Source organism: Jatrophihabitans sp., from assembly GCF_035474675.1.
Classification (GTDB): Bacteria; Actinomycetota; Actinomycetes; order Mycobacteriales; family Jatrophihabitantaceae; genus Jatrophihabitans_A.
The window spans coordinates 1-19,551 of the sequence record NZ_DATINC010000117.1; the positions used below are offsets into that span (position 1 = coordinate 1).

A 19,551-nucleotide genomic window follows, 5' to 3' on the forward strand; every position below is an offset into this window, starting at 1 on the left:
GTCGACGCCCTCTACGACGGCACCGAGCTCTACCTGGGCGGGGTGATGGAGCACATCGAGGAGGCCGGCATCCACTCCGGCGACTCGGCCTGCTCGCTGCCGCCGATCACCCTGGACGGCCGGACCATCGACCGGGTCCGCGCCGCCACCTTCCAGATCGCCCGCGAGGTGGGCGTCCGGGGACTGCTCAACGTGCAGTACGCCTTCTCCGGCGACGTGCTCTACGTGCTGGAGGCCAACCCGCGGGCCAGCCGGACGGTGCCGTTCGTGTCCAAGGCGACCGCGGTGCCGCTGGCCAAGGCGGCCGCCCGGATCGCCGCCGGCACCGGCATCGCCGAGCTGCGTGCGGAGGGCATGCTGCCCCGGCACGGCGACGGCGGCGAGCTGCCGCCGGACGCGCCGATCGCGGTGAAGGAGGCGGTGCTGCCCTTCCACCGGTTCCGCTCACCGGGCGGTGACCTGGTCGACTCGATCCTCGGCCCGGAGATGAAGTCCACCGGTGAGGTGATGGGGCTGGACGCCATCTTCGGCTCGGCGTTCGCCAAGTCCCAGGCGGCGGCCTACGGCTCGCTGCCGACCAAGGGCACGGTGTTCGTCTCGATCGCCAACCGGGACAAGCGCGCGGCGATCTTCCCGGTGCGCCGGCTGCACGACCTGGGCTTCCGGGTGCTGGCGACCACCGGCACCGCGCAGGTGCTGCGCCGCAACGGGGTGCCGGCCGAGGTGGTCGGCAAGTACTCCGAGGGAGCCGGCAACATCGTCGAGGAGATCCTGGCCGGCAACGTCAACCTGGTGCTCAACACCCCGTTCGGCTCGCCTGGCAACTCCGGCCCGCGGATCGACGGCTACGAGATCCGGACGGCCGCCGTGCAGGTCGGCATCCCGTGCCTGACCACCGTCCAGGCGGTGGCCGCGGCGGTGCAGGGCATCGAGGAGTTGATCCGCGACGATGTCTCGGTGGCCTCGTTGCAGTCGCACCACCGCGCGCTGGCCAACTGGCGGGACGGCATCGGCGAGTGAGGCCGGCAAGCGGAAAGAGCGATCGATGAGCGTGGAGCACCGAGTGAGCGTCGAGACCGAGAGCGGAGCCGGAACCGGGCCGGTGCAGGAGACCGGGGAGATCTTCGACATCACCCGGGTCGGCAGCTACCTGCAGTTCACCGTGATCGCGCCGGGGGTGGCCCGAGCCTTCCAGCCCGGCCAGTTCGTCGCGGTAGCCGTTGGCGGGCCGCGCACCTCGATGCTGCTGCGCCGCTCGTTCGCGCTGTACGGGGTGAAGCCGGGAGGCGAGTTCGCGGGCACCATCCAGTTCGTGGTCGCCGTGCACGGCCCCGGCACCGAGTGGCTGACCAGCCAGCGGGCCGGCACCCGGCTGGACCTGGTCGGCCCGCTCGGGGTGCCGTTCCCGATCCCGCGGGAGCCGGTGCCGGCCGTCCTGGTCGGCGGCGGCTACGGCACCGCGCCGCTGCTGCCGCTGGCCGAGCGGCTGCTCGCGCTGGGCAGCGAGGTCGAGATGATCGTGGGGGCCGCCCGGGCGGACCGGCTGTTCGGCGAGCTGCAGGCCAAGCGGCTGATCGGCAAGGTCACCGTGACCACCGACGACGGCTCGGCCGGCCAGCTGGGCCGGGTGGTCGACCCGCTGCCGTCGGCGATCGAGCGGCTGGGTGCCGAGATCGTCTACGCCTGCGGCCCGATGGGCATGCTGGCCGCGGTCGGCGAGGTGGCCCGGGCACACGCCATCCCGGCGCAGGTCGCGGTCGAGGAGGCGATGGCCTGCGGGATCGGGGTGTGCATGACCTGCGTGCTGCCGGTCCGGGGCGGCGACGGGGTCTCCCGGTTCGTCCGCTCGTGCGTGGAGGGACCGGTCTTCGAGGCCGGCCGGGTGCGCTGGGCCGACGTCGGCACGCTGCCGGCCGACCTGCACGGAGCTGACGGGATAGGGCGTTAGATGGCTGACCTTTCGACCTCGCTGGGCCGGCTGCGGCTGCCGAACCCGGTGCTGACCGCGTCCGGGTGCGCGGCGGCCGGCAAGGAGCTGAGCCAGTTCTTCGATCTGGCCGAGATCGGCGGGGTGGTCACCAAGTCGATCATGCTGCGGGCCCGGTCCGGACGGGCGACGCCGCGGATGGCCGAGACGCCGAGCGGGATGCTGAACTCGATCGGGCTGCAGGGGCCGGGGATCGACTCGTTCCTGGCGCACGACCTGCCCTGGCTGAAGAAGACCGGCGCGCGGGCGGTGGTCTCCATCGCCGGCGGGCACACCGACGAGTACGTGGCGCTGGCCAAGCGGCTGTTCAACCACCCGGTGGACCTGATCGAGGTCAACATCTCCTGCCCGAACGTGGAGAGCCGCGGCCAGGTGTTCGCCTGTGATCCGATCGCGGCCGGCCGGGTGATCTCGGCGGTCCGGCGGGCGGCGCACCCGAACGTCCCGGTGTTCGCCAAGCTCTCGCCGGACGTGACCGACATCGGGGTGATCGCCCGGGCGGTCACCGACGCCGGCGCGGACGGCATCTCGCTGATCAACACCCTGCTCGGCCTGGAGATCGACCTGGACACCCTGCAGCCGGCGCTGGCCGGGGTGACCGGCGGGCTGTCCGGGCCGGCGGTGCGCCCGGTGGCGCTGCGCTGCGTGTGGCAGGTGCACCAGTCGGTGCCGCACCTGCCGCTGCTCGGCATGGGCGGGATTCTGACCGGCCAGGACGCGCTGCGCTTCCTGCTGGCCGGTGCCTCGGCGGTGTCGGTCGGCACCGCGGTGTTCCACGACCCCAGCGCGCCGGTGCGCATCCTGCGCGAGCTGGATGCCGAGCTGGACGCCCGCGGCTTCAGATCGGTGGCCGACGCGATCGGCTTCGCGCACAAGAGCCCCGAGCAGCGGGCCGCGCTGCTGGGCCGGCCGAGCGAGACGGTGCCGGCGTGACCGGCTCGGGCTTCGTTCCGGAGCCGCACCTGGCCGCCGAGCCGGCCGGCTTCGGGCAGCGGCTGTGCACCGCGCTGGAGCGACGGGGAGCGCTGTGCCTGGGCATCGACCCGCACTCCCAGCTGCTGCACGAGTGGGGGCTGGCCGACGACCTGGCCTCGCTGGAGCGGTTCGCGCTGGGCTGCGTGGAGGCCTTCGCCGATCTGGTGCCGGTCATCAAGCCGCAGTCGGCGTTCTTCGAACGGTTCGGCTCGCGGGGCATCGCGGTGCTGGAACGGACCGTTGCCGCGGCCCGGGCGGCCGGTGCGCTGGTGCTGGCCGACGTCAAGCGCGGTGACATCGGCTCCACCATGGCCGCCTACGGCGAGGCCTACCTGGACCCGTCCTCGGAGCTCGCGGTGGATGCGATCACCGTCAGCCCGTACCTCGGGGTCGGCTCGCTGGAACCGGCCTTCGAGCTGGCCGAGCGGTACGGCGCCGGGGTGTTCGTGCTCGCCCTGACCTCGAACAAGGAGGGCCCGCAGGTGCAGCACGCCCGGCTGGCCGACGGCCGGACGGTGGCCCAGTCGGTGATCGACGAACTGGCCGCGCGCAACGCCGGGGCCGAGCCTCTGGGGTCCTACGGCGTGGTGGTGGGGGCGACCATCGGCGAGTCGGTGGCACAGCTGGGCGGCCTGAACGGGCCGTACCTGGTGCCGGGCATCGGCGCGCAGGGCGGCACCGCGGCCGACGTCCGGCGGATCTTCGGCGGCCACCTGGGCGCGGTGCTGCCCAGCGTGTCCCGGGAGGTGCTGCGGGCCGGCCCGTCGTTGCCGGCGTTGCGGGCGGCGGCCGAGCGGGCGATCGAGGATTTCCTTTTCCTGCGCGGCTGAGCGGGCTTTCCGGCTAAGCCGTCGGCCGTGCGCCAGGACGGCGGCTGGGCGGATATCGGTTACCGGGCAGCAGGCCGGCGACGCGGGGCGTAGCGTTGCCGGCATGCCTGAGGTTCCTCGGCTGAGCGCGGAACAGCGGGCCGGCGCGCTGGTCGTGGCGATTGCCGGCCGCACCGCCCGGGCGCACGCCCGGGCCGACCTGAAGGCCGGCCGGATCAGCCTTGCCGAGCTGCTCGACCAGGCCCGCACCGACGAGCAGCTGGCCTCGATGCGGGTGCCGGCCCTGCTGGACGCGCTGCCGGGCTACGGCAAGGTGCGGGCGGCGGCGCTGCTGCGCGAGCTGAAGATCGCCGAGTCGCGGCGAATCCGCGGTTTGGGGCCGCATCAGCGCGCCGCGTTACTGCAACGAATCTCCCAGGCGGCACAATCGCGGTCATGACCGGACCTGACGGGGACGCCTTGCTGTCTGATGTGGGGGGCTCGCCTGCCCGCCTGACGGTCCTGTCCGGACCGTCCGGGGTCGGCAAGGGAACCGTGGTGGCCGCGGTCCGGCGGCTGTTCCCGCACGTCTGGGTGTCGGTCTCGTGCACCACCCGCCAGCCGCGGCCGGGTGAGGTGGACGGGGTGCAGTACCACTTCGTCAGCGAGGCGCAGTTCGACGAGCTGATCGCCGCCGACCGGCTGCTGGAGTACGCAACCTTCGCCGGCAACCGGTACGGCACCCCGCGCCGGCCGGTCGAGCAGCACCTGGCCGCCGGCCGGCCCACCCTGCTCGAGATCGAGCTGCAAGGGGCCCGGCAGGTGCGCCAGCGGATGCCGGACGCCCAGTTCGTGTTCCTGGCCCCGCCCTCGGAGAGCGAGCTGCGGGACCGGCTGACCGGCCGGGGCACCGAGACCCAAGACATGATCGAGGCCCGGCTGGACCGAGCCCACTACGAGCTGCAGGCGCACCAGGAGTTCGACGTCGTGGTGGTCAACGACGACGTGGAACGGGCCGCCGCCGAGGTGGTGTCACTGCTCAGCGCCCCGGTGGGCTGACCGGCCGCTGAACCCCCGGTGCCGCCGCGGAGCCGAGCCGGTCAGTCGACCATCTTGGTGGCGGCCACCAACGAGGCGAGTCCCTTCTTGGCATCGCTGAACAGCATGCTGGTCTTGGGGTCGCCGTAGAGCTCGTTGTCGATGCCGGCGTACCCGGACGCCATCGAGCGCTTGATCACGATGATGCTGCGGGCGTGGTCGACGTCCAGGATCGGCATGCCAGACACCGCGTTGCCGGGCCGGCGGGCGGCCGGGTTGGTGACGTCGTTGGCACCGATGATCAGCGCCACGTCGGTCCGGTCGAACTCGGGGTTGACGTCCTCCATCTCGCGCAGCTGGTCATAGGGCACGTTCGCCTCGGCCAGCAGCACGTTCATGTGGCCCGGCATCCGGCCGGCCACCGGGTGGATGGCGTAGGACACCTCGATGCCGCGGCCCTCCAGCAGCTCGCCGAGCTCGCGCACCTCGTGCTGGGCCTGCGCGGCGGCCAAGCCGTAGCCCGGCACCACGATCACCTTGCTGGCATAGGCCAGTTGCAGCGCGGCGTCGTCGATGGCGATCGACTTGACGGTGCCGCCGCTGCCCGGTCCGACGTCCACGCCGGCCGCCCCGGTGCCGAACCCGCCGGCCATGATGTTGAGCACCGACCGGTTCATCGCGTCGGCCATCAGCTTGGTCAGGATGCCGCCGGACGCGCCCACCAGGGCACCGGCGATGGTCAGGGTGGCGTTCTCCAGCACGAAGCCGGCCATCGCCACCGCGGTGCCGGTGAAGGCGTTGAGCAGCGAGATCACCACCGGCATGTCCGCGCCGCCGATCGGCAGCACCATGCCGATGCCCAGCCCCAGCGCGGCGATCAGCACCAGGCCCAGCAGCCAGGGGCTGTGCGCCCCGGCGATCACCGCGATGCCGCCCACCACCGCGACCAGCGCCAGCACCGCCGACACCAGCCGCGAGCCGGGAAAGTTGACCGGCTGGCTCCAGTAGCCCTGCAGCTTCGCCGCGGCGACCAGGGAGCCGGAGAAGGTCACGCCGCCGATCAGCACGTCCAGCACGCCGGCGGTCGCGATGCCTGCCGAGACGTGGCTGTCGTGCTGGTAGTCGGCCAGCGCGATCAGCGCCGCCGCGCCGCCGCCGACGGCGTTGAACAGGCTGACCAGCTGCGGCATCTGGGTCATCGCGACCGCGCGCGCGGAGTAGAGCCCGGCACCGGAGCCGATCAGGGCGCCGCAGACCAGCACCAGCCAGCGGGTGGCGTTCATGGTGCCGGCGTCGGTGACCGAGACCAGCACCGCGATGATCGCGACCAGCATGCCGAACGCCGACAGCTGGTTGCCGCGCCGGGCGGTGGCGGGGGAGTTCATCAGGTGCAGGCCGAGCACGAAGCACACCGCCCCGAACAGCGAGGCCAGCCGGACGCCGTTGTCGACGCTCATGCGGTGTCACCGCTCTTCGCGCAAGCGCTCATCGCAGCTTTCGCTCCGCTCCTCGCTCGTACCTCGCTGCGATGCTCGCTCATGCGGTGTCACCTTCGACGGCCTTGGGGGCGCTTGCGGGGACCGGGCGTTTGCGGAACATCTGCAGCATCCGGTCGGTGACCGCGTAGCCGCCCACCACGTTCGCCGCGCCGAACGCCGCCGCCACGAAGGTCAGCACGTAGCCGAACGGCCCGTCGACGAACGAGGACAGCACCACCACGCCGACCAGCACCACGCCGTGGATGGAGTTGGCGCCCGACATCAGCGGGGTGTGCAGCGTCGCTGGCACCTTGCTGATCACCTCGAAGCCGACCAGCAGGGCCAGCACGAAGATCGTCAGGTTGCCGACGAATCCCTGGGTCATGACAACTGCCCTTCCTTGGACTCAGCAGATTCAGCGGATCCGGCCGGCGCCGCCGCCGTCACCACCGCGGCTACCCCGGGTGAGACCACCTCGCCGCGGTGGCTGATCACCACGCCGCGCTGGATCTCGTCGTCGAGGTCGATCACCAGTTCGCCGTCGCGCACCAGGTGCGCCACCAGCGCGGACATGTTGCGCGACAGCGCCTGCGAGGCGCTGGTGGCCATCCGGGACGGCAGGTTCGCAGCACCCACCACCCGGACCCCGTTGTCGGTCAGCACCGTCTCGCCCGGCACCGAGCCCTCGACGTTGCCGCCGAGCCGGCTGGCGGCCAGGTCCACCAGCACCGAGCCCGGCCGCATCCGGGCCACCGTCGCGGCGGTGACCAGCAGCGGCGGCGTGCGGCCGGGCACCTGGGCGGTGGTGATCACGATGTCGTGCCGGGCGATGTGGTCGGCGAGCTCGGCCTGCTGGGCCTGCCGTTCCTCGGCGGTCAGCTCGCGGGCGTAGCCGCCCTCGCCGGCCGCCGTGATGCCGGCCTGCAGCTCGATGAACTTCGCGCCCAGGGACTTGACCTCCTCGCGGGCGGCCGGGCGCACGTCGTAGCCGCTGACCACCGCGCCCAGCCGCCGGGCGGTGCCGATCGCCTGCAACCCGGCGACCCCGGCGCCCAGCACCAGCACCGCGGCGGGCTTGGAGGTGCCGGCCGCGGTCATCAGCATCGGGAAGAAGCGGTCGTAGTGCTCGGCGGCCACCAGCACCGCCTTGTAGCCGGCGACGCTGGCCTGCGAGCTGAGCGCGTCCATCGACTGGGCCCGGGTCAGGGTGCGCGGCAGGCCGTCCAGGCTGATCGCGGTGACGCCGCGCTCGGTCAGGGTGCGGACCAGCTCGGGGTTGGTCAGCGGCGCCAGCAGGCCCAGGTAGCTCTGCCCGGACCGCAGCGCAGCGAGCACGTCGTCGGCGGGTGGTCCGACCGACAGCACCAGGTCGGCCTCGGCCAGCAGCTCGGCCCGCGGCAGCAGCTGGGCGCCGGCCGCGGCGTAGGCCTCGTCGTCGAACCAGGCGGCCGAACCGGCGCCGGTCTCGACCAGTACCTGCGCCCCGAGCGCCTGCAGCCGCTTCGCTCCGTCCGGGTCGAGGGCGACCCGGCGTTCGGATCCGGCCGTCTCTTTCACCACCGCGATCCGCAGGGTGCTCATCCAGCATGTGCCTTTCGCTCGGGGTACCGGTCGGGCAGCGCGCGCCCGCACGGACGATTCACACCGGGACGACCCGGGTCAGCATCGAGAAAACCCTAACCGGTCGCGGCGACGATACCCGTGACGTTGCCCACAGGGAGCAGGCCGTGCCCTTGCGCACCGGCCGGGGCAGTGCCACCGGCTTGGTAGGATGGGCCAATTGCGCGTGGCGCTTCAGGCGCCGTCTGTGCAAGCCAGACCTCTGCGAAGGCCAGACCCGCTGGAATCCATCGTGTCCGGGCGGCGCAGGGGGATTCCGAGAAGAAATCAGAGGCTAGCGTGACCGCACCTGTGCCGGCACCCGAAGGCATCACCAACCCGCCCATCGACGAGCTGCTCGACCGCACCGGCTCGAAGTACGCCCTGGTCATCGTGGCCGCCAAGCGCGCCCGCCAGATCAACGCCTACTACAGCCAGCTCGGCGAGGGCCTGCTGGAGTACGTCGGCCCGATGGTCGAGACCGCTCCGCAGGAGAAGGCGCTGTCCATCGCGCTGCGCGAGATCAACTCCGACCTGATCGAGTTCAAGCCGGCCGAGGCCTAGGCCTCCCGCAACGTCGATGGCGCGCTCGGTGGCTGACCCGACCTCCGAGGGTGCGGCCTCCGCCGACCCGGTGGCCGCCCCGCGCCGGGTGGTGCTCGGCGTCTCCGGCGGGATCGCTGCCTACAAGGCGGCCGAGCTGCTGCGCCGGCTGACCGAGGCCGGCCACGACGTGACCGTGGTGCCCACCGAGGCGGCGCTGCGCTTCGTCGGCGAGCCGACCTGGGCGGCGCTGTCGCACAACCCGGTGGCCACCGACGTCTGGACCGCCGCCGAGCAGGTGCCGCACGTCCGGCTGGGCCGGCAGGCCCAACTGGTGGTGGTGGCACCGGCCACCGCGGACCTGCTGGCCAGGGCCGCGCACGGCATGGCCGACGACCTGCTCACCAACACCCTGCTGACCGCCCGCTGCCCGGTGCTGTTCGCCCCGGCGATGCACACCGAGATGTGGCAGCACCCGGCGACCATCGCCAACGTGGCGACGCTGCGTAGCCGCGGCGCGGTGGTGCTGGAACCCGCCTATGGCCGGCTCACCGGCACCGACACCGGCCAGGGACGGCTGCCCGAACCCGCCGAGATCGCCCGGCTGGCCGAGCTGCTGCTGCGCCGGCCGGACGCGCTGCCCGCCGACCTGGTCGGCCGCCGGGTGCTGATCACCGCCGGCGGCACCCGCGAGGCGCTGGACCCGGTGCGCTTCCTCGGCAACCGGTCCTCGGGCCGGCAGGGCTTCGAGCTGGCCACCGTCGCCGCCGCCCGGGGTGCCCAGGTCACCCTGGTGGCCGCCAACGTCGAGCTGCCCGCCCCGGCCGGCAGCGAGCTGGTCCGGGTGACCAGCGCCGAGGAGCTGCGCACCGCCACCCACGCCGCCGCCAAGGACGCCGACGTGGTGGTGATGGCCGCCGCGGTGGCCGACTTCCGTCCGGCCGCGCCGTCCGACGTCAAGATCAAGAAGACCGACGCGGCGCCGGGCTCGATCGAGCTGACCGGCAACCCGGACGTGCTGGCCGAACTGGTCCAGGCCCGGTCCGCCGGCCGGCTCGGCACGGCGGTGATCGTCGGCTTCGCGGCCGAGACCGGCGACCGGCACGCCGACGTGCTGGCGCACGGCCGGGCGAAGCTGGCCCGCAAGGGCTGCGACCTGCTGGTGGTCAACGCGGTGTCCGAAGGCCGGGCGTTCGGCCGCGAGGACAATGCCGCGGTGATCCTGACCGCCACCGGAACCGAGATCGACATCCCGCTCGGCCCCAAGGCCGTGCTGGCCGCCGCCGTCTGCGATGCGGTTGCCGCACTGCTGCCTGGGTAGACTTCGTCCCGCCATCAACACCACTAGGAGCAATTTGTGAGCCGTCGCCGCCTCTTCACCTCGGAGTCCGTCACCGAAGGACACCCGGACAAGATCGCCGACCAGATCTCCGATGGAATCCTGGACGCACTGCTCAGCCAGGACCCGGCCAGCCGGGTGGCGGTCGAGACGCTGATCACCACCGGCCAGGTGCACATCGCCGGTGAGGTCACCACCCAGGCCTACGCCGACATCCCGTCGATCGTCCGCAAGACGATCCTCGGCATCGGCTACGACTCCTCCCGCAAGGGCTTCGATGGCGAGTCCTGCGGCGTGAGCGTGTCGATCGGTGCCCAGTCGGCCGACATCGCCCAGGGCGTCGACTCCGCCTACGAGGCGCGGGTGGAGGGTTCCGAGGACGAGATCGCCGCGCAGGGCGCCGGCGACCAGGGCCTGATGTTCGGCTACGCCTGCGACGACACCCCCGAGCTGATGCCGCTGCCGATCTGGCTGGCGCACCGGCTGTCGGAGCGGCTGACCGAGGTGCGCAAGAACGGCACGGTGCCCTACCTGCGCCCGGACGGCAAGACCCAGGTCACCATCGAGTACATCGACGACAAGGCCGCCCGGCTCGACACCGTGGTGGTCTCCAGCCAGCACGCCGACGACATCGACCTCGACACCCTGCTCAAGCCCGACATCGAGGAGCACGTGATCAAGCCGGTGCTCGAGCGGCTGGCGGGCAAGATCGACACCTCCGACTACCGGGTGCTGGTCAACCCGACCGGCCGGTTCGTCACCGGCGGCCCGATGGGCGACGCCGGCCTGACCGGACGCAAGATCATCGTCGACACCTACGGCGGCATGGCCCGGCACGGCGGCGGCGCGTTCTCCGGCAAGGACCCGTCGAAGGTGGACCGGTCGGCGGCCTACGCGCTGCGCTGGGTGGCCAAGAACGTGGTGGCCGCCAAGCTCGCCAGCCGGATCGAGGTGCAGGTCGCCTACGCGATCGGCAAGGCCGAGCCGGTGGGCCTGTTCGTCGAGACCTTCGGCACCGAGACGGTGCCGGTGGCCAAGATCGTCGACGCCATCAACGAGACCTTCGACCTGCGGCCGGCCGCGATCATCCGCGACCTGGACCTCAAGCGGCCGATCTACCAGAAGACCGCCGCGTACGGCCACTTCGGCCGCGAGGACGCCGACTTCACCTGGGAGCGCACCGACCGGGCCGAGGCGCTGGCCAAGCTCGCCCAGGGCTGATCCGGGTTCCTGCTGCAACGCGGGCCGCGCCTTCGGGTACGGCCCGCGTCGTGCTGTCCGGGGGTTTCTCGGGAGCCGGACGGGTGTTGGCTTCGATTCGTTCCCGTCGTACTTTCTGACGATGGACATCATCAATCTCGGTGAGGCCGATGGCTTGCCACCGGTGGACTGGGCAGGTGTCGTCGACAAGCTGGAGGCGGGCTCGGCACCGGCTCCGGACGCGCTGAACTCACGCACCACCTGGCTGGTCACCGTAAACTCCGACGGCAGCCCGCATGTGACCGCCGTCGGCGCGGTGTGGCTGGACGGCACGTTCTGGTTCCAGACCGGCACCGGTACTCGCAAGCAGCGCAACGTGGCGCGCGATGGCCGGTGTTCGGTCGCGCTGTCGATCCGCGATGCCGACGTGGTGTTCGAGGGCGAGGCGACCCGGGTGACCGACCTCGCTGCCATCACCCGCGTCACCAGGGCCTGGGCGGACACCGGCTGGCCGGTGGAGCCCGACGCGAGCGGCTCGGGGATCACCGCTCCGTTCAACGCACCGGCTCAGGGGCCGCCGCCGTGGAACGTCTACCGGATCGAGCCACGCTCGGCGACGGTGGCGCTATCGGCCGAGCCGGGAGGCCTGACCCGGTTCCGGTTCTGAGCCCGGCCGGGTTGCGGCACCGGGTTCGGCTCCCTCGGGAGGGCGGCCGACGATCATCGTGCTGAGCAGCTCCGGCGCGAAGCTCGCGGCGGTCTGGTGGTCGAGCCGGGCACCGAGCCCGTCCAGCACGCGGGTGAAGAACGACCGGGCGGCGGCCGCGAACACGATGTCGGCGATCTCGGCGTCGGACAGGCCGGTCGCCCGCAGCCGGTCGACGTCGGACTGGGTCACCGAGCTCGCGTCCGCCGCCACCTTGCCGGCGAACTCGTACACCGCGCGATCCTGGTCGTCGAGCGTCGTACCGGACGGGTCGGCCGCGAGCAGGCCCACGGTCTGCTCGTCGCCGCAGACGTCGCGCAGGAACTTCGAATGCGCGGCGGTGCAGTAGGTGGAACGCAGCGCGCGGGCCGCGGCAATGGTGGCGATCTCGAACCGGCGGCGGTCCATTCCCTCGCGGATCGCGCCGTTGAGCGCGTTCCAGGCCGCCGCGACGTCCGGCCGGGTGGAGAAGGCGGCCGCGTAGTTGGGGAGGAATCCCCATGCCGAGGTCTGCTGCCGGTAGTAGTCGGCCACCGCGCCGGTCGCGGCGTCTTCGGGAACGGCGCTGATGAACATCCCGCCATTATCGCTTTCGACCGGCAGCCGGGAAGCGGTTCGGCCGAGGACGCCCCCGCACCGGGCGATCGGTCGATACGCTCGGTCGATGGCAGCGGGGGTGGCTGTTCCCCGAGAGCGGCTGGCCGGGCTGGATGGCCTGCGCGGGCTGGCCGCGCTGTACGTGGTCGCGAACCACATCTTCCTGCGGGCGTTTCCGGGTTATCCGGCTGACGACGCGCCGTTCTGGGCTGCCGGATTCCGCTACGGGCGATTCGCCGTCGTCGTCTTCATCGTGCTGTCCGGATTCTCGCTGTCGTTGGCACCGGCGAGCGCTGGCTGGCGTCTGGACGGCGTCGGGCGGTTCGCGCGCCGCCGGGCCTGGCGAATCCTGCCGCCGTACTGGGCAGCGCTCGGGTTCAGCCTGGCAATGACCTGGTTCGTACTGGCCCAGCCCGGCTGGCCGGTGCCGACCGCGAAGTCCGTCGTCGTCAACGGCCTGCTGGTGCAGGACGTCTTCGCGGTGCCGAGCCCGAACCGGGCGTTCTGGTCCATCGCCATCGAGGCCCAGCTCTATGTCGTCCTCCCGCTGCTGATCCTCCTGGTGCGCCGGCTCAACGCCTTCGCGATGCTGGCGCTCGTCGCGATCCCGGTACTGACCCTCGGCGTGCTCGGCGCGGCTCAGAACCAGGCCGCGGCCGGGCTGGTGCGGCAGTACACGCCGGACCTGGCCGTGCTGTTCGCGATCGGGGTGGCGACCGCCGGCATTCTCGGCGCTACCGAGAGCCGGTGGGCCCAGCCATGGCACCGGCACGCACTCGTCCTGGCCACTCCCGCGGTCGCGCTGGTCGCCTGGCGGGGCCCGGTCTGGACGGTCGACAACCTCTTCTGGGTCGACTTGGCCTTCGGCCCGGCGATCGGCTGCCTGCTCGCCGCGGTGGCCACCGGCCGACCGGAGCGGCTGGTGCGCCTGCTCGAGGCGGGTCCGCTGCGCCTCGTCGGCTCGTTCTCCTACAGCCTCTACCTCACCCACGCGCCGATCGTCATCGCCGTCTACTACGGGCTGCTGGCGGGACGGGTGCCCCAGGGCGGGCCGATGTTCCTGGTGCTGGGTGCGGTGGTCCTGCCGGTGACCGTGCTGTTCGCCCGGCTGTTCGCCGAGCTGTTCGAACTGCCGTTCCAGCGGCGGCGCGGGTGGAGCGCGATCCGGCGCGGAGCGGGCAGGCAGGCCGCGATGCGGGATACCCACTCCTCCCAGCCGGCTGCCTCGGGTACCGGACGGAACCGTCAGGGGCTGCTGGTAGGCATTGAGCCGTGACCGTCGCCGACGAGCCGAGCCTGCCCGGGCTGGCCACTGCCCGGACGGCGGTCCGCCGGGCCCGCGGGCCGCGGGAGCGGCAGCCGGCCGGGACGCTGCCGGTGGCCAGGGTGGCGGTGGACTCGCCGCTGCCGCACCTGGACCGGCCGTTCGACTACCTGGTGCCGGCCGAGCTGGACGAGATGGTGCGGCCGGGCTCCCGGGTGCGGGTCCGGTTCGCCGGCCGGCTGGTCGACGCCTGGGTGCTGCACCGGCTGGCGGCCAGCGAGCACGACGGGCGGCTGTCCTACCTGGAGCGGGGGCTCGGCGACGAGCCGGTGCTGACGGAGGAGACGACCGCGCTGTTCCGGGCAGTGGCCGACCGGTGGGCCGGCACCTTCGCCGACGTGCTGCGGCTCGGGGTGCCGGCCCGGCATGCCCGGGCGGAGTCTGCGGTGCCGGCCGAGGCGGCCGGCCTGCCGGGTGCTCCGGATCCCGCCGGCTGGGCCCGCTACCGGGCCGGTGCCGGCTACCTGGCGGCGTTGCAGGCCGGCCGCGGGGTGCGGGCGGTGTGGAACGCGATGCCGGGGGAGGACTGGCCGGCCCGGATCGCCGAGGCGGTGCAGGCCACCCTGGCCGGTGGTCGCGGGGCGCTGGTGGTGGTGCCGGACGTCCGGGACGCCGCCCGGGTGGACCGTGCCCTGCAGGCGGCGCTGGGCAAGGGCGCGCACGTGGTGCTGAGCGCGGACCTGGGGCCGGAGGCCCGGTACCGGCGGTGGCTCTCGGTGCGGCGCGGCACGGTGCGCGCGGTGGTCGGCACCCGGTCGGCGGTGTTCGCACCGGTGGCCGACCTGGGGCTGGTGGTGCTGTGGGACGACGGCGACGACCTGCACGCCGAACCGCGGGCGCCGTACCCGCATGCCCGCGACGTCGCGGTGCTGCGGGCGTCGATGACCGGCGCGGCGCTGCTGGTCGGCGGGTTCGGGCGGACCGCTGAGGCGGCGTTGCTGGTCGAGTCGGGCTGGGCGCAGCCGATCGTGGCCGACCGGGCGGTGCTGCGGGCAGCCACCCCGCGGATCGTGGCGCTCGGCGACGACGTGGAGCTGGAACGCGATCCGGTGGCCCGGTCGGCCCGGCTGCCGGCGCTGGCGTTCCGGACCGCCCGGGCGGCGCTGGCGGCCGGCCAGCCGGTGCTGGTGCAGGTGCCCCGCCGCGGCTACGCGCCGGCGCTGGCCTGTGCCCGGGACCGGACGCCGGCCCGGTGCCGGCACTGTTCTGGACCGCTGGCGGCGACCGCCCGGGACGGCACGCCGTCCTGCCGGTGGTGCGGCCGGCCGGCGGTGGACTGGCAGTGCGCGCGGTGCAGCGGCACCCGGCTGCGCGCCATGGTGGTGGGCTCGTCGCGTACCGCCGAGGAGCTGGGCCGGGCGTTTCCCGGAGTGGTGCTGCGGGTCAGCGCGGGAGATGCGGTGCTTTCCGACATCCCGGCCGGCCCGGCGCTGGTGGTGGCCACTCCCGGCGCCGAGCCGGTGGCGCCGGACGGGTACGGCGCGGCGCTGCTGCTGGACGGCTGGGCGTTGCTGTCCCGGCCGGACCTGCGGGCCGCGGAGGAGACCCTGCGGCGGTGGGCGAACGCGGCGGCGCTGGTGCGCGGCGACGGCACCGTGATCGTGGGCGCGGATGCCTCGCTGCCGGTGGTGCAGGCGCTGCTGCGCTGGGATCCGGGCGGGCATGCCGAGCGGGAGCTGGCCGACCGGCGTGAGCTGCACTTCCCGCCGATCGGCCGGATGGCGGCGCTGGTGGGTGCCCCGGCCGACGTGGCCGAGTTGCTGTCGTTGAGCCAGCTGCCGTCCTCGGCCGAAGAACTGGGTTCGGTCCCGGTGCCGCCGACCCGCGGTGCCCAGCCGACCGAGCAGATCCGCAGCCTGCTGCGGGTGCCCCGGCCGGACGGGGTGTCGCTGGCCGAGTCGCTGCACGCGGCGGCGGCGGTGCGGTCGGCCCGCAAGTCCGGCGGACCGGTCCGGGTGGTGCTGGATCCGCTGGAACTGTTCTGACCGGCAACACCGATCACCCGAATTCCGGCACCGGACGTGCCAGTCTTGGCACATGACTACCGGTTCCGAGTCCGGCTCTGCTCGCCCCGGCACTCGCACCCAGCCCGCCGGCCGCTCCGCGGAGACAGAGCTGGGGCTGGGCTGGCAGAAGATGACCGGTGACCTGCCCGTCCCGCTCGAGGCCGCCGAACGCCATGACCTGCTGTGGCAGCAGCTGGTGGCCCAGTTCCGCTGGTACAACCGGGCAGCCACCGGGCATCGCCGTGGCTATCTCGTGCTCAAGATCGTGGCGTTGGTGCTGGGCGGTGCGGTGACGGTGCTCGCCGCGATCAGCGCGCCGGCCGGGCTGACCGCAAGCCTTGCCGCGGGGATCGTGGCCGCCGAGGGCCTCCAGCAGGTGTTCCAGATGCACGCCAACTGGATCTCCTACCGCACCACCGCCGAGGCGCTGCGGCAACAGGCTTTCCTCTACACCGCGCGCGTCGACCCCTACGCCGACCCGGCCACTCGCCGCGACCGGCTCGCCGACGTCGTCCGGACGATCACCGCCAACGAGAACAACGCCTGGACCAAAGCCATGCAACCCGCTCCGGGCGCGGCCACCTCCGCCTGACGCGGCTAGTGCCGGCTGGCCAGGTTCACTCGTCGGGATGTTGCGGGGCCGGCGGGCGGTCGGCGACCGGCGATCCGTGCAACCGCTGGTCCCATCGCTGCTTGCGCTGATCCCACCGCTGGCGCCGGTACTCCAGGCTGTCGTGCTGGCGCTGGACCTGCCGGGACGGGTCGTATCTCGTCCCGGCCAGCGGGTTGTCCCACGAGTCGGCCGGACCCCAGATCCGCAACAGGGTGCCCCGGAGCCGGCCGATCGGGATCAGGCCGTCGTTATCGGATGAGTTTCGGTGTCGTCCCATGGTTATCACCGGCTTTGCACATGGGCATCGCTGTCTCAGCGACCTGTAGCCACGATACTGCGGTGGCGCCGGGCCGAAGGTTGCGAAGCGGTTTCAGCGGCCGGCGGGGACGGCTTTAGCCGAGCGGGACGTTGAGGTGCGGGCGTCCGACCTTCGCCCCGGGACCGTCGAAGTGCCACCACTCGCCGGAGTACACGGTGATTCCGCCGGCGTTCATCGCCGACCGCAGCCGGGCCCGGTTCGCCTGCGCCGCCGAACTGACGCCGGACGTGGCGTAGGCGTAGGCCTTGGCGGTGAAGTCGTCGAAGCCGGTGCCCATGGTGAGCCGGCAGTGACCGTGCACCCGTTGCGCTGCGTCGCAGGATCGGCCTGTGTCGGCATAGGCCAGCGTGACGTCCACCGAGCGGCCTGCCTCGTGGCTGCGGGCCAGCGGCCCGGGTCGGGCCACCCAGTTCGGATCCGGCACGATCTCGAACATCCGCACCTGCACCGGGTGCGGCCGGTAGCAGTCCCAGAACACCAGCAGGTAGCCGTCCCGCCGCAGCCGGTCGGCGGCCACCCGCAGACCCGGCGCCATCGTCTCGTGCACCAGGCACCGGGCTCCCACCGGGTACAGCCGCTCGCCGGTGAAGTTGTTACTGGTCGCGTAGCGCAGGTCGACGATCGCGTCCGGCACCACCGTCCGAATGTCGACCAGGCCGACGGAGCGTGCGGTCGGGGCCGGTGGTGCGGCGTGGGCTGTGCTGCGCGATCCCGAGGGCCGCGGGGCCGAGGAACTGGTGCGGGGCGGCGGGGTCACCGACCGTGCGCTGGTCCGGGGCCGCGGGGCCGAGGAGCTGGGGCGGGGCCGCGGTGAGCTGCTCGCCGTTGTCGGTGCTGTGGTGGCGGGTGCTATGGAGGTGGGTGCCGGCGAGGTCGTCGGAGCCACCGCTGCCGCGCGCTCGGTCGCGGGGTGCGCCGAGCACCCGGCGCCGCCGACGGCAAGCAGCAGCGCCAGCGCCCACCCGATCCGAGTCACCGGCACATCTTCGTTGCCGGACGGCCAGCCGGCAATTCGCCGTGCGGTGGTCCAGCGGATTTGCCAGGCCCCTGGTCTTGTCAGGCCGCTGGCTTCATCAGACCCCTGGTTTTGTCAGACCGCTGGTTTTGTCAGACCGCTGGCCTAGGTTTCTCTGCATGGACTGGAAGATCGAGCTCATATTCATCCCGGTGGCCGACGTGGACCGCGCGAAGGCGTTCTACGTCGACCAGGTCGGCTTCCACGCCGACCACGACCAGACCGTCAACTCCCAGCTGCGCTTCGTCCAGCTGACCCCGCCCGGCTCGGCCTGCTCCATCGCGTTCGGTACCGGCATCACCCAGATGACACCGGGCACCCAGCAGGGTGTGCAGGTGGTAGTGCCCGACGCGGCGGCAGCCCGCCGGCACCTGGTCGAGCACGGCGTGCAGGCCAGCGAGGTGGACGACCAACCCTGGGGCAAGTTCGTGACGTTCTCCGACCCGGACGGCAACGGCTGGATCCTGCAGGAGCTGCCACCGCGGCCGTAGCGGATCCGGCCGCGCGGCGATCAGGCAGGCGCTTCCGGCGACGGGTCGATGGTCCCGGCGGCTTCGGCCTCGGCCGACTCCCGCCGGGCCTGGGCGCGCCGTCGCTTGCCCGCGTGCATGGCGGCCACCCGGGCGATCGGGATCTGCCGGCCCTCTTCGACCAGCACCGGGTTCAGCGACTGCGGGGCGGGCAGCCGCTCCGCCCACGGATCAGCCGAGCCCATCAGCTCCAGCACGGTGTGCACCGTGAAGTTGCCCGGCTGCACCCCGTCCAGGTCGTCCCAGTCCAGCGGGAACGACACCGGCACGCCCGGCCGCAGCCGCGGGCTGTACGCCGCCACCACCGTCGCGCCACCGGCCCGAGTCGAATCGAGGAACACCTTGCCTTCCCGCTCCTCCCGGACGAACGCCGTGGTCGCCAGGTCCGGGTCCAGCCGCTCGGCCCGTACCGCCAGCGCCCGGGTCGCGGCAGCCACTTCCTCCGTCGTCGCGCCGGTCAGCGGCACGATCACGTGAACGCCCTTCGCGCCGCTGGTCTTGAGCGCGGCCGTCATCGACAGCTCGGCCAGCGCCTGCCGTACCAGCAGCGCGGCCTGCAACGCCACCGTGAAGGTCTCGCCCTCGGGTGGGTCGATGTCGAGCACCAGGTGCGTCGGCCGGTCCGGCTGGTCGACCCGGTACAGCGTCGGGTGGTACTCCACCGCCCGCTGGTTGGCGAACCAGATCAGGGTGGGGCGGTCGTTGCACAGCGCGTAGTGGATCTCCCGCCGGGATGCCTCCGCCCACACCGGCACCGTCCGGATCCAGTCCGGGGTGTACTTCGGCACGTTCTTCTGCATGAACGCCTCCTGCCCCGGCCGGATCCGCACCACCGACAGCGGCCGGTCCACCAGGCCCGGCAGCATCCGGTCGGCCACCGCGTCCAGGTAGTCCACGAACTGGCGTTTGCTGGCGCCGGCACCGTCGAACAACGGCTGGTCGAGGTTGGTCAGCTGCACGCCGTCGCGGATGTCGTCAGTGCTCACCCGGCCATCCTGCACCCACTCCGGCCGCGGCCGGCCGGCACCGGCGCGGCGGGTCGCGATCGCTCAGCCCGGGGCTTGCGTCCGGGTCAGGTACTGCCGGGCCAGCTTCGGCGGCGCGCAGGCCAGCCAGCCGTCCACGATCGCCTCTCCCAGCGTGCTGGTCTCCACCTCCTCCAGTTGGACGAGCACCGCCGGGAAGCCGTCGAAATGGGCCATGGTGAACACGCCCCGCCGGCCGGCCGCCAGCACCGCCTCCTTCTCGTGCAGGTCGGCCACCTTCACCGCCAGGATCTCCCCAGTCGGTGGCGGCACGTTCCCGAACCGCTTGAGGTCGGCCTTGGTGAACGGCCGCTCCCAGGCGAATGCCTTGCCATCGACGAACCAGGTCCGGTTGCCGCGCCGGTCCGCCTCGGTCACCTCCGGCAACTGCACGGCCAGCCGGGCGACGTCGTCCAAGGTCAGCATGGGCCTACGGTAGGCCCGGCCC

21 protein-coding genes and 1 pseudogene are annotated in these 19,551 nt (G+C 72.7%); 14 read left to right on the forward strand and 8 right to left on the reverse strand.

Translation table 11 applies throughout. From position 1 onward, the window contains the following. The 6 genes and pseudogenes from carB to gmk all read left to right on the forward strand — a co-directional run. Positions 1-1,020: pseudogene (gene carB / locus VLJ82_RS13935) on the forward strand (carbamoyl phosphate synthase large subunit); the annotation flags it as partial. A 25-nt stretch (positions 1,021-1,045) separates the two neighbouring features. Next, complete coding sequence (locus VLJ82_RS13940) at positions 1,046-1,948, forward strand: dihydroorotate dehydrogenase electron transfer subunit (RefSeq protein ID WP_408663964.1); 903 nt, start codon at positions 1,046-1,048, stop codon at positions 1,946-1,948. Then, the gene (locus VLJ82_RS13945) at positions 1,949-2,920 is read left to right on the forward strand and encodes a dihydroorotate dehydrogenase (RefSeq protein ID WP_408663965.1); all 972 of its coding nucleotides are present in this window, start codon (positions 1,949-1,951) and stop codon (positions 2,918-2,920) included. It abuts the gene before it with no gap. Then, positions 2,917-3,792 (forward strand): orotidine-5'-phosphate decarboxylase, encoded by an 876-nt coding sequence (gene pyrF, locus VLJ82_RS13950; protein WP_408663966.1) that lies wholly within the window; start codon positions 2,917-2,919, stop codon positions 3,790-3,792. Before VLJ82_RS13945 ends, pyrF begins: the two co-directional genes overlap by 4 nt. Before the next feature lie 103 nt (positions 3,793-3,895). Further along, positions 3,896-4,231 carry an integration host factor, actinobacterial type gene (gene mihF, locus VLJ82_RS13955; protein WP_408663967.1) on the forward strand — a complete coding sequence of 112 codons (336 nt, stop codon included), beginning with the start codon at positions 3,896-3,898 and terminating at the stop codon, positions 4,229-4,231. Continuing rightward, positions 4,228-4,830, forward strand: a complete 603-nt coding sequence (gene gmk / locus VLJ82_RS13960) for a guanylate kinase (RefSeq protein WP_408663968.1) — start codon at positions 4,228-4,230, stop codon at positions 4,828-4,830. Before mihF ends, gmk begins: the two co-directional genes overlap by 4 nt. A gap of 41 nt (positions 4,831-4,871) precedes the next feature. On the opposite strand, the gene VLJ82_RS13965 is transcribed toward gmk, so the two are convergent. The 3 genes from VLJ82_RS13965 to VLJ82_RS13975 form a co-directional block, all read right to left on the reverse strand. Next, complete coding sequence (locus VLJ82_RS13965) at positions 4,872-6,266, reverse strand: NAD(P)(+) transhydrogenase (Re/Si-specific) subunit beta (RefSeq protein WP_408663969.1); 1,395 nt, start codon at positions 6,264-6,266, stop codon at positions 4,872-4,874. A gap of 79 nt (positions 6,267-6,345) precedes the next feature. Continuing rightward, on the reverse strand, positions 6,346-6,672 hold the full coding sequence (locus VLJ82_RS13970; RefSeq protein WP_408663970.1) for an NAD(P) transhydrogenase subunit alpha: 327 nt from the start codon (positions 6,670-6,672) through the stop codon (positions 6,346-6,348). After that, positions 6,669-7,868, reverse strand: a complete 1,200-nt coding sequence (locus VLJ82_RS13975; RefSeq protein ID WP_408663971.1) for a Re/Si-specific NAD(P)(+) transhydrogenase subunit alpha — start codon at positions 7,866-7,868, stop codon at positions 6,669-6,671. The genes VLJ82_RS13970 and VLJ82_RS13975 overlap by 4 nt, the downstream gene beginning before the upstream one ends. A gap of 318 nt (positions 7,869-8,186) precedes the next feature. On the opposite strand from VLJ82_RS13975, the gene rpoZ reads away from it, so the two are divergent. The 4 genes from rpoZ to VLJ82_RS13995 all read left to right on the forward strand — a co-directional run bounded on the left by rpoZ (position 8,187) and on the right by VLJ82_RS13995 (position 11,635). Beyond that, positions 8,187-8,450 (forward strand): DNA-directed RNA polymerase subunit omega, encoded by a 264-nt coding sequence (gene rpoZ / locus VLJ82_RS13980; protein ID WP_408663972.1) that lies wholly within the window; start codon positions 8,187-8,189, stop codon positions 8,448-8,450. Positions 8,451-8,478: 28 nt separating this feature from the next. Then, entirely contained in the window at positions 8,479-9,750 is a 1,272-nt protein-coding gene (coaBC, locus tag VLJ82_RS13985; protein WP_408663973.1) for a bifunctional phosphopantothenoylcysteine decarboxylase/phosphopantothenate--cysteine ligase CoaBC, read from the forward strand. A 36-nt stretch (positions 9,751-9,786) separates the two neighbouring features. Beyond that, positions 9,787-10,989: a methionine adenosyltransferase gene (gene metK / locus VLJ82_RS13990; RefSeq protein ID WP_408663974.1), complete on the forward strand. Its 1,203-nt coding sequence runs from the start codon at positions 9,787-9,789 to the stop codon at positions 10,987-10,989. A 121-nt stretch (positions 10,990-11,110) separates the two neighbouring features. Further along, the gene (locus VLJ82_RS13995) at positions 11,111-11,635 is read left to right on the forward strand and encodes a pyridoxamine 5'-phosphate oxidase family protein (protein WP_408663975.1); all 525 of its coding nucleotides are present in this window, start codon (positions 11,111-11,113) and stop codon (positions 11,633-11,635) included. On the opposite strand, the gene VLJ82_RS14000 is transcribed toward VLJ82_RS13995, so the two are convergent. Continuing rightward, on the reverse strand, positions 11,594-12,250 hold the full coding sequence (locus VLJ82_RS14000) for a carboxymuconolactone decarboxylase family protein (RefSeq protein WP_408663976.1): 657 nt from the start codon (positions 12,248-12,250) through the stop codon (positions 11,594-11,596). The two genes, VLJ82_RS13995 and VLJ82_RS14000, sit on opposite strands and share 42 nt — an antisense overlap. A gap of 88 nt (positions 12,251-12,338) precedes the next feature. On the opposite strand from VLJ82_RS14000, the gene VLJ82_RS14005 reads away from it, so the two are divergent. The 3 genes from VLJ82_RS14005 to VLJ82_RS14015 are packed head-to-tail and all read left to right on the forward strand — an operon-like array spanning position 12,339 to position 16,193. Next, positions 12,339-13,547 carry an acyltransferase family protein gene (locus tag VLJ82_RS14005; protein ID WP_408663977.1) on the forward strand — a complete coding sequence of 403 codons (1,209 nt, stop codon included), beginning with the start codon at positions 12,339-12,341 and terminating at the stop codon, positions 13,545-13,547. After that, positions 13,544-15,580, forward strand: coding sequence for a primosomal protein N' (locus VLJ82_RS14010; RefSeq protein WP_408663978.1), 2,037 nt, complete (start codon positions 13,544-13,546; stop codon positions 15,578-15,580). Before VLJ82_RS14005 ends, VLJ82_RS14010 begins: the two co-directional genes overlap by 4 nt. A 52-nt stretch (positions 15,581-15,632) precedes the next feature. Then, on the forward strand, positions 15,633-16,193 hold the full coding sequence (locus tag VLJ82_RS14015; protein WP_408663979.1) for a DUF4231 domain-containing protein: 561 nt from the start codon (positions 15,633-15,635) through the stop codon (positions 16,191-16,193). A 25-nt stretch (positions 16,194-16,218) separates the two neighbouring features. Here VLJ82_RS14015 and VLJ82_RS14020 read toward each other — a convergent pair whose 3' ends face one another. Continuing rightward, the gene (locus tag VLJ82_RS14020; protein WP_408663980.1) at positions 16,219-16,491 is read right to left on the reverse strand and encodes a hypothetical protein; all 273 of its coding nucleotides are present in this window, start codon (positions 16,489-16,491) and stop codon (positions 16,219-16,221) included. A gap of 115 nt (positions 16,492-16,606) precedes the next feature. Beyond that, positions 16,607-17,290: a M15 family metallopeptidase gene (locus tag VLJ82_RS14025; RefSeq protein ID WP_408664003.1), complete on the reverse strand. Its 684-nt coding sequence runs from the start codon at positions 17,288-17,290 to the stop codon at positions 16,607-16,609. A 377-nt stretch (positions 17,291-17,667) separates the two neighbouring features. On the opposite strand from VLJ82_RS14025, the gene VLJ82_RS14030 reads away from it, so the two are divergent. Beyond that, a complete protein-coding gene (locus VLJ82_RS14030; RefSeq protein ID WP_408663981.1) occupies positions 17,668-18,039 on the forward strand; it encodes a VOC family protein in 372 nt (123 codons plus the stop codon). A 20-nt stretch (positions 18,040-18,059) separates the two neighbouring features. On the opposite strand, the gene ligD is transcribed toward VLJ82_RS14030, so the two are convergent. Together ligD and VLJ82_RS14040 are read right to left on the reverse strand one after the other, a co-directional pair. After that, entirely contained in the window at positions 18,060-19,064 is a 1,005-nt protein-coding gene (gene ligD, locus VLJ82_RS14035) for a non-homologous end-joining DNA ligase (protein ID WP_408663982.1), read from the reverse strand. Positions 19,065-19,127: 63 nt separating this feature from the next. Continuing rightward, positions 19,128-19,529, reverse strand: coding sequence for an MmcQ/YjbR family DNA-binding protein (locus VLJ82_RS14040; RefSeq protein ID WP_408663983.1), 402 nt, complete (start codon positions 19,527-19,529; stop codon positions 19,128-19,130). Positions 19,530-19,551: the final 22 nt, after the last annotated feature.